17 protein-coding genes are annotated in these 15,864 nt (G+C 49.2%); 8 read left to right on the top strand and 9 right to left on the bottom strand.

Translation table 11 applies throughout. From position 1 onward, the window contains the following. The first annotated feature begins 16 nt into the window (after positions 1 to 16). Positions 17 to 1,303: a hypothetical protein gene (locus tag AC6EJC_RS13330; protein WP_444954364.1), complete on the top strand. Its 1,287-nt coding sequence runs from the start codon at positions 17 to 19 to the stop codon at positions 1,301 to 1,303. Between the two features lie 65 nt (positions 1,304 to 1,368). Here AC6EJC_RS13330 and map read toward each other — a convergent pair whose 3' ends face one another. Both map and AC6EJC_RS13320 read right to left on the bottom strand, forming a co-directional pair. Continuing rightward, entirely contained in the window at positions 1,369 to 2,118 is a 750-nt protein-coding gene (map, locus tag AC6EJC_RS13325; RefSeq protein ID WP_444954472.1) for a type I methionyl aminopeptidase, read from the bottom strand. Positions 2,119 to 2,257: 139 nt separating this feature from the next. After that, complete coding sequence (locus AC6EJC_RS13320) at positions 2,258 to 2,446, bottom strand: hypothetical protein (RefSeq protein ID WP_007428354.1); 189 nt, start codon at positions 2,444 to 2,446, stop codon at positions 2,258 to 2,260. Between the two features lie 362 nt (positions 2,447 to 2,808). Between AC6EJC_RS13320 and AC6EJC_RS13315 the strand changes: the two genes are divergently transcribed. The 4 genes from AC6EJC_RS13315 to AC6EJC_RS13300 all read left to right on the top strand — a co-directional run bounded on the left by AC6EJC_RS13315 (position 2,809) and on the right by AC6EJC_RS13300 (position 6,056). Next, entirely contained in the window at positions 2,809 to 3,846 is a 1,038-nt protein-coding gene (locus AC6EJC_RS13315) for a serine hydrolase domain-containing protein (RefSeq protein WP_444954363.1), read from the top strand. 43 nt (positions 3,847 to 3,889) lie between these two features. Beyond that, positions 3,890 to 5,041 (top strand): MGDG synthase family glycosyltransferase, encoded by a 1,152-nt coding sequence (locus tag AC6EJC_RS13310; protein ID WP_444954362.1) that lies wholly within the window; start codon positions 3,890 to 3,892, stop codon positions 5,039 to 5,041. A gap of 30 nt (positions 5,042 to 5,071) precedes the next feature. Then, the gene (locus AC6EJC_RS13305; protein ID WP_444954361.1) at positions 5,072 to 5,353 is read left to right on the top strand and encodes a transposase; all 282 of its coding nucleotides are present in this window, start codon (positions 5,072 to 5,074) and stop codon (positions 5,351 to 5,353) included. Between the two features lie 364 nt (positions 5,354 to 5,717). Continuing rightward, positions 5,718 to 6,056, top strand: a complete 339-nt coding sequence (locus tag AC6EJC_RS13300; protein ID WP_444954360.1) for a DUF4870 domain-containing protein — start codon at positions 5,718 to 5,720, stop codon at positions 6,054 to 6,056. A gap of 63 nt (positions 6,057 to 6,119) precedes the next feature. Here the strand turns inward: AC6EJC_RS13300 and AC6EJC_RS13295 are convergent, their stop codons facing one another. Together AC6EJC_RS13295 and AC6EJC_RS13290 are read right to left on the bottom strand one after the other, a co-directional pair. Next, positions 6,120 to 7,058 (bottom strand): sigma-70 family RNA polymerase sigma factor, encoded by a 939-nt coding sequence (locus tag AC6EJC_RS13295; protein ID WP_444954359.1) that lies wholly within the window; start codon positions 7,056 to 7,058, stop codon positions 6,120 to 6,122. An 18-nt stretch (positions 7,059 to 7,076) separates the two neighbouring features. Further along, positions 7,077 to 7,520 (bottom strand): carboxymuconolactone decarboxylase family protein, encoded by a 444-nt coding sequence (locus tag AC6EJC_RS13290; RefSeq protein WP_444954358.1) that lies wholly within the window; start codon positions 7,518 to 7,520, stop codon positions 7,077 to 7,079. Positions 7,521 to 7,672: 152 nt separating this feature from the next. Between AC6EJC_RS13290 and mscL the strand changes: the two genes are divergently transcribed. Further along, positions 7,673 to 8,164, top strand: coding sequence for a large conductance mechanosensitive channel protein MscL (gene mscL / locus AC6EJC_RS13285; RefSeq protein WP_250267358.1), 492 nt, complete (start codon positions 7,673 to 7,675; stop codon positions 8,162 to 8,164). A 75-nt stretch (positions 8,165 to 8,239) separates the two neighbouring features. Here the strand turns inward: mscL and AC6EJC_RS13280 are convergent, their stop codons facing one another. Beyond that, entirely contained in the window at positions 8,240 to 8,941 is a 702-nt protein-coding gene (locus tag AC6EJC_RS13280) for a histidine phosphatase family protein (protein ID WP_444954471.1), read from the bottom strand. Positions 8,942 to 9,013: 72 nt separating this feature from the next. Further along, positions 9,014 to 9,307, bottom strand: a complete 294-nt coding sequence (locus AC6EJC_RS13275; protein WP_444954357.1) for a hypothetical protein — start codon at positions 9,305 to 9,307, stop codon at positions 9,014 to 9,016. 172 nt (positions 9,308 to 9,479) lie between these two features. On the opposite strand from AC6EJC_RS13275, the gene AC6EJC_RS13270 reads away from it, so the two are divergent. After that, positions 9,480 to 10,112 carry an NUDIX hydrolase gene (locus AC6EJC_RS13270; protein WP_444954356.1) on the top strand — a complete coding sequence of 211 codons (633 nt, stop codon included), beginning with the start codon at positions 9,480 to 9,482 and terminating at the stop codon, positions 10,110 to 10,112. A gap of 8 nt (positions 10,113 to 10,120) precedes the next feature. On the opposite strand, the gene AC6EJC_RS13265 is transcribed toward AC6EJC_RS13270, so the two are convergent. Continuing rightward, positions 10,121 to 10,909: a TrmB family transcriptional regulator gene (locus AC6EJC_RS13265; protein ID WP_444954470.1), complete on the bottom strand. Its 789-nt coding sequence runs from the start codon at positions 10,907 to 10,909 to the stop codon at positions 10,121 to 10,123. 65 nt (positions 10,910 to 10,974) lie between these two features. After that, entirely contained in the window at positions 10,975 to 11,820 is an 846-nt protein-coding gene (locus tag AC6EJC_RS13260; RefSeq protein WP_444954355.1) for a zinc-ribbon domain-containing protein, read from the bottom strand. Between the two features lie 315 nt (positions 11,821 to 12,135). On the opposite strand from AC6EJC_RS13260, the gene AC6EJC_RS13255 reads away from it, so the two are divergent. Beyond that, positions 12,136 to 14,565 (top strand): UvrD-helicase domain-containing protein, encoded by a 2,430-nt coding sequence (locus AC6EJC_RS13255; RefSeq protein WP_444954354.1) that lies wholly within the window; start codon positions 12,136 to 12,138, stop codon positions 14,563 to 14,565. A 166-nt stretch (positions 14,566 to 14,731) separates the two neighbouring features. On the opposite strand, the gene AC6EJC_RS13250 is transcribed toward AC6EJC_RS13255, so the two are convergent. Beyond that, positions 14,732 to 15,190 (bottom strand): hypothetical protein, encoded by a 459-nt coding sequence (locus tag AC6EJC_RS13250; RefSeq protein ID WP_444954353.1) that lies wholly within the window; start codon positions 15,188 to 15,190, stop codon positions 14,732 to 14,734. Between the last annotated feature and the right edge of the window lie 674 nt (positions 15,191 to 15,864).

Below are 15,864 nucleotides of genomic sequence, written 5' to 3'. Positions count from 1 at the left end.
TACTGGAGGATTCGACTTGAATAAAATTGTTTCATTTTATGTGCCGCTTGGCATTTCATCATTGATCGCTGCACTAACACATGTCATCGTCAATGCTGTGCTCGCTCGTTCTGATCATCCTTCGTTTACATTAAGCAGCTATGCGGTCGCCGTCAGCTTGTGCCTGCTGCTGGAAACTCCGTTAACTGCCGTACGGCAGATGACCACGAAATTTGGTTATGACCGCAAGTCCGTTCATTCTATTGGTATTTTATGTGCGTTCGTGGCGGTGGCTGTACTGATCATAGGCTGGAGTATCGGGCTGACACCCATAGGTAATCTGGTCTTTCAATATGTATTTGGTGTGTCCCCCGTATTGATCGAACCCACCAAGAACGTATTTCAGGTTCTTACTTTACTATACATATTGGTAGCTGTCCGTAACATATATCAGGGACTTATTATCAACAAGCACCGAACCGCATGGATGACGTTCAGCTCGTCCATACGTATTGTCGTGATGCTAATCGCGTCCTGGTTTTTAATCCGTGCCGGCTGGACCAATGACGGACGAATCGGTGCCGCCATTTTTATTGCTGGTATCTTCATTGAGCTGGTTGTTACCTTTTTAGAAGGCCGGGTTCTAAAAAGAAAGCTGCCTCCTGACAACGCAGAACAAACCATCCATCACGCAAAGTATCTACTACCTTTTTACCTTCCTTTGCTATATTCGGCGCTGGTGCTTGTTATCCTGAATCCTTCCATCCAAGCTGCGCTGAACAATACAACTGATCCACTTTTGGCCGTGGCCTCCTTTTCTGTAGCACTGCAAATCCTGAATCTGTTTGTCTGGTTTTGCAGCTCTTTGCATCAGATTGTGATTCAATTTTATACGACCAAGCGCAGGGAAGTGCTGATATTTTTGAGCTTTTTGTCCACCCTGTCGCCGCTGCTACTACTGTTACTCTCCTTCGGATTTGCTGGTGATCCTGTGTTACGGAATGTTTTGGGATTGGAAGGGGAATTGTTGCTAGAAACTAGAGGGCTGCTTCGCATACTGGCTGTCTATGTCGCATTTTATCCATGGGTAGAATATTTTATTGGACGGTCGATATTGATCGGCAATACCAAACCTATCTTCATCGGCAGGCTGTTTTCTGTGAGCTTTGCGATTCTCGCGCTTATTCTATGTATCTGCTTTTTTCCAGGACTGGACGGCAAAGTGGCAGGAATTGTGATGGCGGTTTCCTCTCCTGTCGAGCTGGGTATCTATCTGTTGCTTTATCGAAAAATCTCTATGAACACGATGAATGTATCATCCTGAAAAAACTTACCTAGAGAGCCTAATGTATACGCCCGCACATTGACTCCCTATGGCACAACTGTCTTTTATGAGGTCAAAATATAGGGGCCGTTCTTTGTGATCGCAATCGTGTGCTCGTATTGAGCGCCCCAACTGCCGTCTGCTGTGCTGATGGTCCAACCATCATCTCCCCACAGCACGGCGCCTTCGATTCCGAGCGTAAATACCGGCTCAATGGTAATCACCATCCCTTCGCGCAGCGGCAATCCCGTTCTGGCACGGCCGTAGTGCAGAACATCCGGCGGCTCATGCATGTGGCGGCCAATGCCATGCCCGATCAGAGGCTTGACAATGCCAAATCGCCGCCAGCCTGCCGCTTTTTCCACTGCATGCCCGATATCCCCCAACGTCCTCCCCGGGCGGGCAACCTCGATACCGCGCAAGAGTGCCTTATGGGTCTGTCGCAATAGCCGTGCTACCGGGCGGCTGACGTTACCTACCGCATAGGTCCATCCCCGGTCAGCCAACCAACCGTCCTTGTTGACCACAATGTCGATGGTCACAATATCCCCATCATGAAGCACACGCTCCGAGGGAAAGCCATGACATACCACCTCGTTGACCGAAGCGCAAGTGGCATAAGGGAAACCCTTATAGCCCTTTTGTTCAGGCGTAGCTCCGCGCTTGCTTAGAAATTGCTCCACCCACGCATCGATTTCGAGCGTTGTGATTCCCGGAAGAATACGGCTCTCCAGCGCACGATGGCAATCTGCCAAAATACGTCCGGCCTCCCTCATGTAGCCGATTTCCTCCGGTGTTCGTATCGCTATCTCTATTGGAATCCGCCTCCTTTGAGCATACAAATTTCACTAAACCTATCCCATTGTATGCAGGGCGGACACAAAAAAACCGTCTCCTCTGTGGATAGACGGTTTATAAAAGTCGTATTTCTAGTTTTGCGGGTAATCGAACCCTTTAAGATACTGAAGAATTTATGCGACCGAGTTCGTTTTCCACCACCATGGTCAACTCTTCCTCATACCCTCCTGTAATCCGGTATTTTCGCACATATTCCTTTACAAATTTTTTGGGATCCTTAGGCCGGAAAATTCGAGTCATTTCCCGCAGACTTTCCTTAACTTCATTGTGACCTTTCGTTGCCATGTAACTCCCTCCCAAAACGTTGAAAATAAGTGCTCCGTTGAAGAGAATGCCGAAAAGTATTGATGTCCTTATGCAGTGAAGTAGTATGTCTAATGCAGCTTAGGTCGGGAACGCCTTACGCAAGGCATGTACCTGACACTATTATTAACCGATTTTCTTTTGGCTGAATCACTACCCCATTATAACATATTCAGATACAGCTTTCAGCTTTCCAGTAAATTTACATTGATTTTACCTATCTTTTACGCATCATGTCATTTGTATACTCGATTAGCTGCTGCACAGAGGTATACCCTATTTATCGGTTTTTGGAGTGTATGTGTTTGGGGTAAAATAAATAAACATAACAAGGAGGGAAAAGGATGAGCCGCTATGCTCCGCTGTTCACTGCACCTGTCGCCCGTTTGTCTGTCCTGAACCTGGGAACTTGTGAGGAGGAAGGCATCAATGTCTCTCTGCTTGATCAGGCAGACCGCGAAATCCAAGCTAAGTTTCCTAAAATGCGCAGCTTCCTGCTGCTTCGCCACGGCAAGCTAATCTGGGAACGCTATTACAACGGACATGAAGCAAGCTCACTGAACGATTTGCGATCCGCAACCAAAAGCTTCACTTCCACGCTCATCGGCATTGCTATGGCACGCGGTGATATGCCCGGTCCAGAGACGGCTGTGTATAAGCTGTTGCCTGAGTATTTGCCTCGGCGGAAGGAAACACTGCTAGAGCGGATTACAATTCGTCATCTGCTGACCATGACGTCCGGCTTGTATTGGCAGACGGGCAAAAAGCTCGGTGAAGCTTTTATCCACCGTTTTCATCGCAGCAAAAGCTGGCCGTCCTTTGCCCTACGCTTACCTGTACAGGAGGATCAACTTGGTATATTCCAATATCGTAGTGTTGATTCACACCTGTTGTCCGTGCTACTGACCCATTGCTGTGGGATTGACGCCTATACGTACGCTCTCCAACATTTATTCGAACCGTTAGGTTTCGGGAGAAGTGGTTGGGCACAAGATCCGGAGGGCTACACCATGGGACACATCGGGCTGTATCTGACATCGCGTGACATGGCTAAATTCGGCGATTGCTGCCTTCATCAAGGCAGCTGGAACGGAAAGGAATTGATTCCGGCCGATTGGCTGCATCAGGCTACGCAGCGACAGGTTGAAGGCTATCCAGAATTCGGGGATTACGGATTCCAATGGTGGACTGGACGACTCCACGGCATCGACTACGCGTGTGCGCACGGACATGGGGGACAGCAAATTTATCTTGTGCCGGAAGCGAACGCAGTCGTGGTATTTACAGCAGACAGTAAGGTGAGCCGTTGGAAAAACCCGCGAACACTGCTGGAGCGCTACGTTTTGCCAGCCGTATCCTCCCTCAACTTGGATCGTTCCTGAAATGAGCTTCATGCGCTTATTGAATATAGGGGGCTAAACAATCATGGAAGTCTCAGCACCAAAAATTCTAATATTATACGCCAGCTACGGGGAAGGCCATGTGCAGGCCGCTCGGGCAATCATGGACAGTTTGCGAAGACTCGGACGCTGCGAGGTGCAACTACTCGACCTGATGGCTGAATCTCACCCCTGGTTGAATGGTCTGACCAAATTTGTATATATGCAAAGCTTCAAAACCATTCCACAGCTTTACGGCTGGATCTATAACATTACGCGCGAAATGCAGGCTAAATCGGCCTTTGGCCATGTGTTGCATTCATTCGGAATGCGTCAGCTTGCTGTCACACTGAAAAAGGAGCAGCCGGATCTCGTGATACATACGTTCCCGCAGCTCGCTCTTCCGGCGTTACGCCGTAAAATGGGAATGAATTTGCCTATTGTCAACGTGGTTACGGATTTCGACCTGCACGGGCGCTGGCTGCATCCCGATATTGACCGCTACTATGTAGCCACTGAGGATATCCAGCAAGAGGCCGTGCAGCGGGGAATACCTAACGAACGCATTATCGCTACGGGTATTCCGATCCACGCTTCTTTTTATAACCTGTCTGCCGACGTTGCTCCTGTTCAGGAACAGATAATCCCACCGCTACAGGCTGACACTACCACACTGCTCATTATGGCAGGTGCCTATGGTGTTCTATCCGGCATGCTGGATATATGTCGGCATTTAAGCCAGCTTCCGCAGCTACGGCTACTGATCGTCTGCGGACGTAACCAGCAACTGAAAGCAGAATTGGATGCGCTGTATGCAGACCACCCCGACATCTACACCTATGGATTCGTAGACTATGTTCCGGCACTTATGCAAGCGAGCAATCTGGTGATTACGAAGCCCGGCGGCATCACACTCTCGGAAAGCATCGCATCTGGTTTGCCCATTCTTGCGTTCAAGCCCGTACCCGGTCAGGAGCTAAACAATGCTCTGTATTTGCAGCAAAAAGGAGCGGCTCGTATTGCTCGCACTACGGAGGAGCTGATTCAACATTGTATCGACCTGATTTCCACTCCCACTCTTGCTGATGAGATGAAGCAGGCGATTGGGTTACTTCGCAAACCTCATCCCGCAGACCAGATTGCCGAGGATATTTTGCATCAGCTTGTGGATAAAGGACCTTCCGTCCGGACAAATTAACGAAGAATAAGTCAGACGGAGGGGATACCAATGGAACGCAAAGGAAAGGATTTGCTCCCGCTTTCGGGTGAAAAGGTAGAAGTGGATGGTGTTTATATTGATGAGGATGGACATGAGCAGCATTTGCACAGAGGTCAGCATTTTCCCGCTGATGTTGTTTTGGGTACTTCCGAGTGGAAAATGACCGAGTACGCCTTTGATAATCATCATGAAGGACGTACTGATGAACGACTTATCCCCAAAAAGGATGACAAGAATAAAATGGGTAAAATCACACATCCGCGCCGCCATTTAAAAACTGGCGACCGATAATTACGGAAGTATATCCACAGTTACTCCCAATATGTTGATAGTTTGTGGACAATCTGTGTGCAAAGTGTGAGGTATCGTTATATTGTCTACAGTTTGTGCACAAATTGTGCATAAAGCATGCTGTTTTTGTGGATAAATAGTAATGTGCGGTGGATAAATTGCATACAAGATGTGCAAAACCTGTGCATAACCGTATGAATGGCTGAGCGAATCCTTTTTCGTTCAGCCTTTTTCGTATTTTTATACACATTCTTCTGATTAAACTTTTTCTGGCGATTTCGGGCATATCCTTAATTCCTGTCCTCATAGCTTGTATAGTACGGAGACTTAGCTTGAATAACTTATAAAGGGGGATTTGCCTGACATGTCAGTCTATAAGTCTTCCACGGGATTGGATGAAAATATAGCTGCTGTCCTGTGCTATCTGTTCGCATTTATTGGTGCACTGGCCTTTGTCATGCTGGAAAAGAAAAGCCGATTCGTATTATTTCACGCGCTACAATCTATATTTTTGTTTGTAGCCCTCATGATCGGGCATGTGCTTGTCGGATTCATTCCGCTACTCGGTCCTCTGCTCGCTTCCCTGCTAACGCTAGCAGGCCTTGTATTGTGGATTATCCTGTTAATTCGTGCGGGACAAGGCAAATGGCTTAAGCTTCCTTGGGTAGGCGATCTGGCTCTACATCAAGCCCGGCAGTTGTGAAAACAACAAAAACCTTGATCCTTAGCAGGATTCAAGGTTTTTGTTGTTTTGGTGGTTATTTTTTTATCGCTTGTTTGCATGAATGTATCCCAGCTTATCCGGATTGACCATTAAATAAAAATTCTGAATATGCTCCTCGTCCGGTGTCAGTCTGAGACATAAAGTTTCTCTCACTTTGCCGTCTTTCAGAAATGCCAGCTGAACCTCGCCATTGATGACGGTGTGGACCAGATCTCTTTCTCGTAAAACGGTTAATACCCGGCGAGAGGTTAACAGGGCGAGAACTCCTTTGCGTACAACCATCGGTCTCATCACTGTATGCACATTACCTCCGCCATCTGACACGAATACAGGTTGTTCAGCCAATAGTTCCAGCATAGCAGTCACATCGTAGGCGAGAAAGGCGGTTGTAAAACGTTCCAGTAGTTTTATCCGGGAAGAGTTATTGATATTCCGACTTGACTGAGCGACAAGAGCAGATTCTCCGGAAGATAGAATACGACGGGAGCGACTGAACAACTGACGACAGTTGCTCTCGGTCTTCCCCAGTAATTCTGCAATATCTTTATAATCATATTGAAAAGCTTCCCTCAGCACAAAAACAGCCCGCTCTATCGGCTTTAGCTGCTCCAGCAAAACCAGAAACGCGTAAGATATCATATCTTTACGCTCTAACCAATCCGCAGGAAGATCTGCGCTTTCACCCAGCGGTTCCGGCAGCCACTGTCCTACATACGTCTCTCTTTGCTTTCGCGCAGAGTTCAACAGATTCAGACACCGATTCATTGTCATTTTGGCTACATAGGCTTTGGGATTGTGTATGTCATCCAGGGGCTTATTCTTCAGATCGACAAAGCAGTCTTGAACTACATCCTCGGCATCCGTAACCGTTCCAAGCATGCGATAAGCAATGGCAAAAGAATATTTGCGATACCTTTGATACAGCTCCTCCAGATTTAAATCCACCGATTCTTGTTCAATTCCGTATTCTTTGCCAGTCAAAGCATAGCCCCCTGTTCATTAAAGAATGCCCGGATACATCCCTGTTGCAATGGCAATCCGGTTCCAACTGTTAATCACGTTAACTGCGGTAATCAAATCTACGTACTCTTCCTCCGAAAAATGTTCTCTGACCCGATTATACAAATCCGTAGGTACCCCTTGTTCAGAGATGCGGGTGACCGCTTCAGCTAATTCAAGCATAACACGTTCTTTTTCCGTGAACAAAGGAACCTCCCGCCATAAGGCAAGCTGTAAAATGTGGTCAGCATAATCCCCTAGTTTAAGCAAATCCTTGGCATGCATATCCAGACAATAGGAACATCCATTGATTTGGGATACTCTAATTTTCAGTAGTTCGTACAATACTTTGTCTGTAAAACGACCGGAAATATATTTCTCCATCTCCATCATTGCCTTGAATGTGCTAGGACTCACTGCTCTGTGATTGAATCTTAAACTCACGATACATCGCCTCCATTATTGGTTTACATATAGAAGACAAATGAACATGTGATTTTGTGACAAAGCGCAATACATCAACTCAGCAATTGCCCTCAGTTGACATAGCATGTATTATAGATAAATGATTTTATGTAAAGAAGGTGAGCACTCATATGAGCGGAAAAGGTATTATTAAAGAATTTAAAGAATTCGCTGTACGGGGTAACGTAATTGATCTCGCGGTCGGTGTTATCATCGGTGGAGCGTTTGGCAAGATTGTCACTTCTGTGGTAAATGATATTATTATGCCCCCGATTGGTAAACTTCTGGGTGGCGTTGATTTTGCTGATTTGTATTATGCTATAGGCGCGAATCCATATAACGGAGATAACACTCGCATGACTCTGGCACAGGCCAAGGAAGCCGGCATTGCGGTTATGGCGTTTGGGCAATTTTTCAACGTCCTGCTGGACTTCCTGATCGTGGCCTTCTGTGTGTTCCTGATGGTCAAAGGGATTAATATGCTGAAGCGCAAAGAGGAAGAAAAACCTCCTCAGGAAAAAACGATCAAGGAATGCCCGCATTGCCTGTCGGAAATTCCTGTAGCCGCTACCCGTTGCGCACATTGCACTTCCAAGCTGGAAGGGTACGTCGAAGCACGCTAGCTGGCATATGACTACAACAAACGGCTTAAGACGGTGTATCGTCTTAAGCCGTTTTCACATGATATCGGAGCTTAATTAATTGAAATTGGTGATAATGCCCCGGGGTCTGACGGGCAAACCCTCTGCATACAGATGGGAGACGTCACCGAAGCCGATGCAACGGGGAACTGCCCATTCCTTGGAGCGCTCATCAAACAAGATCGTAGTTACGGAGCTAGGCGGCATCCAAAAGCCGGACCAGACCAAGGCCAAAGGCAGCTCCAGCAGATGGGCAAGCCAGGTCAGCCCAAAGCCGCCATGACAGAATACAGCCACCTGGTCCTCGGTATGCTTGAGAATCCGGTACCTGCCCCCGATTCGCTCAAATCCTTGCCGCTTTAGAAATTCATCGGAATGTAACTTCAGCCGCTCGAAGGTTTCGGGACTTTGCGTTCCCTGATAATAGGAAATCTCCTTCCAAGAATCATGGGTCGGCAAGGGCAACTCGGAGCGGATAACTTCACCGGGCAGATCCCAATGGGAAAGACGGCCGTATGGAGTTTCCTCCAGCTTTAGGGCCAGCTCCTGCGTCCAGTGTTCCACTTCATGAGTCATACCGAGAGAGTCGGCGGTATAGCGCATCGTATCCAAAGCCCGCCCCAAAGGAGAGACATAAATGCGGTCCAGTCCGTGACTGGAAAGCCGTTTGGCCAGTGCCTGAGCTTCCAAATGCCCCTCCGGCGTGATGGTGTTGTTGGGGTAATCGGGGTCTGCGTGTCGGATAATATACAATCTCATCATTTGTTCTCCGTTCCTATGAATGACGACAGGATCGCTTTATCTCATTCCATCGGTTAGCTCTCCTGATCCTTAGCGTTTATTCAGCAAATTTTCCAGGATCGCGCGTAGATCCCTGTCTTCCTGGTAGACTTCCTCACCTGTATCTAGCTCAATAACCCGGATATATGTATAGTTCGCTCTGGCATCGACTGGTTTGAAAATCAACTCCTCCGGATTGTCCGGACGGACATCATAGCCCATATTTTTGAACATATCCGTAATTTGGTCAATCCCCGGCTTGCCCCCGCTTTCCAGCATAATCAACCCGCGCAGCTCCTTGGGTTCCTCCGGATGCATGACTCGAAAATGTACAATACATTCCATGTAAAATCGCTCCTTTCAATCATAAACCTATGTTATGTCGCAAATCCTCATGTTCCCAGCATACCCCAAATGCCACTTCACATTCCACATCCGCCTTCATATCGTCAGGACGTAAAACACGTTATACTGTAAAGTAGACCTTTGATTTCTGCATATTATAGGAGGAACCACGATGACTAGCGAGCTTCTGGATATCTACGATGATGAAGACAATCCCCTCGGCACTGCTTCCCGACAAGACGCACATGCCAAGGGATACTGGCACCATACCTTTCACTGCTGGCTAGCACGAGACACTTCGACAGGCCGTCGCTTGCTATTCCAACAGCGTCAGGATACGAAGGACACCTTCCCCGGATGCTACGATATTACAGCAGCCGGCCATTTGACGGCAGGCGAAGATATGTCACAAGCAGCGCGTGAGCTGGAGGAAGAACTGGGCATTCATGTTCCCTTTACCTCATTAACACCGCTAATGACCGTTCGGTATGAAAGCAAAGGTACCGCACAAGGCACATCTTTTTGGGATCGTGAGGTCAGCTCGGTGTTTGGACTGCTGTCGAACCAGCCATTGGAGACTTACCGTCTCCAGCAAGAAGAAGTGGCTGGGCTGTACGAAGCAGACCTTGACCAAGCACTGGCCCTTTTTGAAGGCCATATTCCCTTTATCGAAGCCCAAGGTATTACGTCGGGGCCCAACCCAGAAAAAACTCGCCGCCTGATTACATCGGAGCAATTCGTGCCTCATAAAGCGGGCTATATTACATCTATATGCCGGGCTCTGATGGAACTTCCTGCCCGGTAATCCTTATGCTATTCTCCCGCTGACATATATTTGCCGATAATGCCTTCATACCGCCAGCCATACCGGGTCGACAGCTCGCTGCCCAAATCATGCTCCAGCTCATACAGAATAAGATCCTGAGCAAAATGATTAAGCAGCAGGCCTGTCATTACCGGATGCTCTGTTATAAGCGCCTGCGTCAGGCAATTCTCTCCCCGCATACCCAGCATGCACCAACGCCGGTCAATAACAAAAGAGAACTTGCGCCCTGCCGGTTCCTGTCCGTCTGTGCCAGACGCGCGCGGTAGCCACGGTCCTAGCACGCTTTCTCCGTTGTCGCAGGACCATAGCAGACGCACACCCCGTCTCTCGGCTTTTTCCAGCTCTGCCCGTAGCAGTTCGGCTTCCTCGCGCCACAAATCCAGCACAATCTCATGTTCTGCCCGTTCCAACTCACGTGTCAGGCTTTCTAGCACCTTCCGGTCACCTTCCACGTTATAAAAGGTCGGCTTGGCTGGTTCTGTTCGTGGCATTTCCTTCTCCACCGCACGCAGGGACTCCTGCATCTGCCCTTCGATCATCCGGGTCAGTTCACCCGGCGGCAGCATGCTGTACCGTACAGGCTCTCCCGCACTGGTTCTGAGGTATCCCTGCCCGGCCAAACGCTGCAAAGCCGCGTACACGTTGGAGCGTGATGCGCCTAGACGCTTAGCCACTTCATAGCCGGAAGCCGCATTTTGCTTCGAAAGCTCGACCATAACCTTGGCTTCCATTTCCGTAAAACCCAGATTCCGCAGATGATGCAGCAAACGCTCCATATGTTCTGTTCCCCCTATGCTGCCCGGCGTTATGTCTGTGTCCTGCGGCAGCCTGTTCGGCTGCGTCAAATCTGTTCAGCTCCACAGCGCGGGCACCACTTGGACCCTTTGGGTAGTTCTGCAGTACAGATTTGGCATTTTACATTTTCACGTACTTGTGTAGACGGCGTTGCCGGCTTCTCAGCTCCGGAGTTGTTGGACTTCCAATATCGAATGCGCTCGTCCAGCTCCTCCTGACGCTCCCGCTCACGTTCCAGTTCTTCAAGACGGCGGTGTTCTTTCTCCAGCTCTTCCTGACGACGGCGCTCCCACTCCTCGTCGAATGCCGCTTTTTCCTCCGGTGTAAAATCAGACACATAATTGCGGTCTGATCCGGCTGGTTCGTTTTCATGCAGCTCATCCTGCTCCTGTTCATGCCGCTCAACTACTTCTTGCTCTGTATACTCCGTATAAGCAGGCTGAGTAGCCTTGGCTGCCTCCGGCTTGCGCAGATCAAAAGAATAGACGTCTGTCGGTATTTCTTCACGCACGGCAGCCACTTGCTTGGAAGCAGACTGACCTTCATTTAGCTTGCGTCCGCATTTTGGGCAAAAATTCGCATCCAGCGGTACAACGGCTCCACAGGTGCATAGATGAGCGTTTTTCAATTGTGCAATTCTGCTGCGCAGCTCGTCAATTTCATCCTGAAGCTCATCACAAGCAGTGGATAGCTGTGTCATCTCGGTTTCTGCCACCGACATGTCGGATGCCCGGTAGCCTTCGTAAAAGATTTGACCCATTCGTAAGAAATGAACATCCATTTCCTGCTGAATCGTAGTAATTTGAGAATTGATCTTACTGATCTCGACAGCATGCTGCGCCCTTTCTGTTGCGCGATTAGCGCCTTCCTTTATACGTTGAATCAGTTTCATCGTTATTTCCTCCCCATATCCAGCCGGATTTCAATGTACCGTCCGCATATCCCAAAGTTTTTTTCTGTTGGCAAACCTCGAACTCCTGTATAATGGAATGCGGTCATATCGCCTGTTTGAAAGCTATAGGCATTGGCGTCAACATGTTGACGTTCTGACGCTCCGATCCGGCAAGATCCGCATAAATTTCAGCATCATTTTAGTCCATCGCCTTGTTCCTATCGTCAGCTAAAGCTGACTAGAACTCTATCATACCAAAAACTACCCCCATTTGTGAAAATGGAAGATTTTAAGAACGAAAGGGGTTTCAGGATCATGGACCCACATCCTGCTTTTTACCCCCGACCCATCGGGGTTCCTTATTCAACGTCGAGCCCTCAGGCACGTCGTGCTTCCATGGATACCAGTATAACGCTGGTACCCGACACCGACCAAGACTCGGCCTATTTTCGTGCTATAGAGAACGCGGGTATTCACCTGAACCGCCCACAGATTCAGGCCGTCCGCCACGGCAAAGGCCCCCTTTTAACCCTAGCAGGGGCTGGCTGCGGCAAAACCACAGTGTTGGCTGCCCGCGCGGGCTACCTGATGGCGATGCGGGATGTCCCTGCATCGTCCATCCTGCTGGTGACCTTCACCAGCAAGGCAGCTGCCGAAATGAAGCTGCGCATCGCAGGACTGCCCGGTGTACGCCCTGCTGCTGCACGTGCCGTTCAGGCACGCACCTTTCACTCATTCGCTTTGGCGATGCTGCGTCATCGCGGGGTACAAGATGAAGTGTTCGGTGAAACGCAGGCCCAGCATACCGTCATGAAAATGATGCTGCGCCAGCTTGGACTTAGCGAGGCATTCCAGCCGGAAAGCCTGCTGTCTGCCCTCTCCGCCTGGAAAGCGGAAGGCCGCAGCGCGGACGAGCTACCGGAAACCGCACGCGAGGAATCGGATGCCAAGCGTGCCATGCTCGCCTATGAAGCCTGGAAACAGGAACGCAATAAAATGGATTTTGACGATATTCTGCTGCGTGCTTCCGTACTGCTGCGTGACCCTGATGTGCTTCAGCCGCTTCAGCGACGTTTTTCCCATATCATGGTCGATGAATTTCAGGATACGAATGCCCTGCAATATGAAATGGTGCAGCGATTGGCTGCCCGACACCGCAATCTGATGGTCGTCGGAGATGATGACCAGACGATCTATACCTTTAATGGGGCACGTCAGGAATCCATTCTGGAGTTTGACAAGGTCTATAAGGATGCTAAGGTCATTACCCTTGATATTAATTATCGCAGCGATGCGCGGATTTTGGGGCTGGGCTCTAACATTGTCGCCAAAAATGTTCATCGACGCTCCAAACGTCTTTCGGCTGCCGGGCGTGAGGGCTTGCCGCCGCAGTTTGCCACACCATCCGGACCTGAGGAAGAAGCGGGGCATATTGTTACCCATCTACTCGGGCAGGTAGAGGAAGGTCGGCTGCGCTACCGGGATATCGCTATTTTGCACCGGACAGCCAGCGGAAGCCGATCTATTTTTGAGCAATTGATTATGCGGGATGTCCCCTTTATTCAGTACGGAGCAGGAGCCGTATTTTACGATCAGTCTCTGATTCGTCCCTTAATGGATCACCTGCGTTTGTCGTTGAACCCCCGGCGAATGGAATCTATTCCGAGCACCCTTGGGCCGCTGTACGTCTCCCGTGAGGCGGGGATGGAATGGATTATGCGCGAGGAAAAACAGCAGGCTAAAAAATACCCGCTGATTCATCTCAGCCGCTGGGATCGACTACGTGATTTTCAGCGTGAACAGGTGAAAGAGCGCATTCGTCTGATTCGCAGTCTCACTACAATGAAACCGGCCTATGCCATTCAAGAAATGCGGCGCGTCTTTTATGACAAATATTTGGAAAGTGGAGATACGGGTGCATGGACTCATTATAAGGAAACGATGCAAGAAAGTCTGGAGGAGTTGGAAACGGCAGCTAAGCGCTTCGAGACGGTAGAGGCGTTCGTCAGCTTTGCGGACGAGCTTTCCGAGCGTCACCGCCAGATGGAATCGCTGCGCAGAGAGGAAGACAGCGATGCCGTTCGTCTCATGACGATCCATCGCGCCAAGGGACTGGAGTTCCCTTGCGTCTATTGGATCGGGGCAAGCGAAGGCATCCTGCCGCACAGCTCGGCGTTGCACAGCGAGCTACCGGAGGATCGGCGGGCAGGCGTAGCCCCTACAGCGGCCGTGGATAACGATGCAGCGCTGGAGGAAGAGCGCCGCCTCGCTTACGTGGCCGTCACCCGGGCGAAGGAGCTGCTGTATATTACCTCCCCCGCCTCCAATCACGGCAAGCCTGCCGCCGTGTCACGCTTCCTGCTGGAAGCCTATGGGGTCACGCCCCCTGAGGCTTCCAAGCCGGAAACGCGCCGCACCAGCTTCGGGCAACCAAAGAATGCTTCCGGGTACAGCAGCCGTGTCAGCGGTGGAGCGTCCGCATCCGGTGTAGCGACCCGTGTGAGCAGCAAGCCCGGGCCGGGCAGTGCTGCGGCGCGAACAACCTCGTCGGTGGCAGGCTCACGTACAGAGCCACGCATCAGCGTGCCTGTGTGGAAATGCACCGACGACGCCTGCAAGGCGTGGATGCGGCGCGATACAACAGGCGCACGCCGCACAGCTGCGGCTGGCACAGGCACGCCGCCAGTGTGCCCGCTCTGCTCCTCCCCGATGACAGAGGGGACACGCAGCATCCCGGCCAGATAAGTACGAGGCGTATAGCCGGTACAGGGGCTGTGCTACGTTTTAGACAGATTAAATAAAAGAAATAGCGGCAGCCTAAGACAGAAAAATAAAGTCCTAGACTGCCGTTGTTTTATTACATTAACGTACCCGAGTTCTTGGTCTTCAGCCAGCCATGCAGGCTCAAGTATCATCCCGAAATGAGATTTACCGTATAAATTACATTGATTTTTTTTGTGTATCCTCCTCCGTCAACAACTCCATAAGAACAAGAGATTGTCTGGAACCCATCGAGCTCCTCAAATCGTACCTTACGGTAATCACTACCTTGATATATTTCCCCTCGATCGTCAGGGCCACTGGGTTTTTCATTTAGGTCGTAATCAAACATTAACATCTCATCTTCTGAATGAACTGTAAGTCGTTTTGTGACGTTGAATGTCAGACTCTCACCTGGTAGAAGGAATCTTTTCCCACTTGGATGCATCGGTTGCTCGGAGTCTCCTCTATAGTATAGGAGCTCTATCTGGTGTCTTTCTTTGTCGTTCACGGCGCGGACTGTTGAGCACCGTATCGCGCCTAATGGGGATGCCGCTTGAGTTCCTACGCTCTGCATTGTCGCTAACGTAACGTCAATTATTTTGGCCATAAACTTGCCCTCCTACTAATAAAAGCTGTTGTTGACATCCCGTCTCATTTGGGATTCTCCCCCTCTTTATTTCCATTTATTCAACCTGGGCGACTTCACTAGCAATTACAATATCCTCGTCCAATTTGTGCTTGTGCAATTGCATCGTGTGCTTGCTTTACTTTTTCTACGGTTTGTTCATTCATAATAAGGTTGTCCCTAATTCCCGATTTACCAGTATGTTCCCTACATTGAATATATTTGGGCTAAACTACCCATTAGTTTAATACCGATTAATTCAGCAACTAAAAAAAGGTCATTAGAAATGCTTAATCTCTATCGCTTTTTGTAGGGCCCCAGAGGTTACGATAACTGCATCAACATCGGTAGAGTCAATAACGTCATGTCCATTTTCGTAAGCCTTTATGCAGTAAATTGTCATAATGCTTTGGCATGACTCCCCAATAATGTACATGAAAAGATGCTCCATTTCGCACTAAACGATGAACATATTGATTTAAAGAAATTTTTCCCGAATAGAAATTTACTTAAATTCAAAAAAAGCCCTTCAGTTCAGAACTGAATCCTTAAAATGAGAAATTACACATAATTATAACTTTTGCATTTCTGTTTTCTATTGCTTATTTCGACGTGTCTAAGGCAAGCTCTACACGGTACATAAGGGTAGAAAAGAA

The sequence above is a fragment of the Paenibacillus sp. TY11 genome, assembly GCF_059772165.1.
The sequence above is the reverse complement of the archived record's forward strand: the minus strand, read 5'-3'. Positions and strand labels throughout refer to the sequence as shown.

Excerpts from the sequence above, each read along its gene's own strand:
- AC6EJC_RS13320 (WP_007428354.1), bottom strand. The coding sequence starts at position 2,446 with ATGGCAACGAAAGGTCACAATGAAGTTAAGGAAAGTCTGCGGGAAATG.
- AC6EJC_RS13315 (WP_444954363.1), top strand. The coding sequence starts at position 2,809 with ATGAGCCGCTATGCTCCGCTGTTCACTGCACCTGTCGCCCGTTTGTCT.
- AC6EJC_RS13310 (WP_444954362.1), top strand. The coding sequence starts at position 3,890 with ATGGAAGTCTCAGCACCAAAAATTCTAATATTATACGCCAGCTACGGG.
- AC6EJC_RS13305 (WP_444954361.1), top strand. The coding sequence starts at position 5,072 with ATGGAACGCAAAGGAAAGGATTTGCTCCCGCTTTCGGGTGAAAAGGTA.
- AC6EJC_RS13300 (WP_444954360.1), top strand. The coding sequence starts at position 5,718 with ATGTCAGTCTATAAGTCTTCCACGGGATTGGATGAAAATATAGCTGCT.
- mscL (WP_250267358.1), top strand. The coding sequence starts at position 7,673 with ATGAGCGGAAAAGGTATTATTAAAGAATTTAAAGAATTCGCTGTACGG.
- AC6EJC_RS13280 (WP_444954471.1), bottom strand. The coding sequence starts at position 8,941 with ATGAGATTGTATATTATCCGACACGCAGACCCCGATTACCCCAACAAC.
- AC6EJC_RS13275 (WP_444954357.1), bottom strand. The coding sequence starts at position 9,307 with ATGGAATGTATTGTACATTTTCGAGTCATGCATCCGGAGGAACCCAAG.
- AC6EJC_RS13270 (WP_444954356.1), top strand. The coding sequence starts at position 9,480 with ATGACTAGCGAGCTTCTGGATATCTACGATGATGAAGACAATCCCCTC.
- AC6EJC_RS13265 (WP_444954470.1), bottom strand. The coding sequence starts at position 10,909 with ATGGAGCGTTTGCTGCATCATCTGCGGAATCTGGGTTTTACGGAAATG.
- AC6EJC_RS13260 (WP_444954355.1), bottom strand. The coding sequence starts at position 11,820 with ATGAAACTGATTCAACGTATAAAGGAAGGCGCTAATCGCGCAACAGAA.
- AC6EJC_RS13255 (WP_444954354.1), top strand. The coding sequence starts at position 12,136 with ATGGACCCACATCCTGCTTTTTACCCCCGACCCATCGGGGTTCCTTAT.
- AC6EJC_RS13250 (WP_444954353.1), bottom strand. The coding sequence starts at position 15,190 with ATGGCCAAAATAATTGACGTTACGTTAGCGACAATGCAGAGCGTAGGA.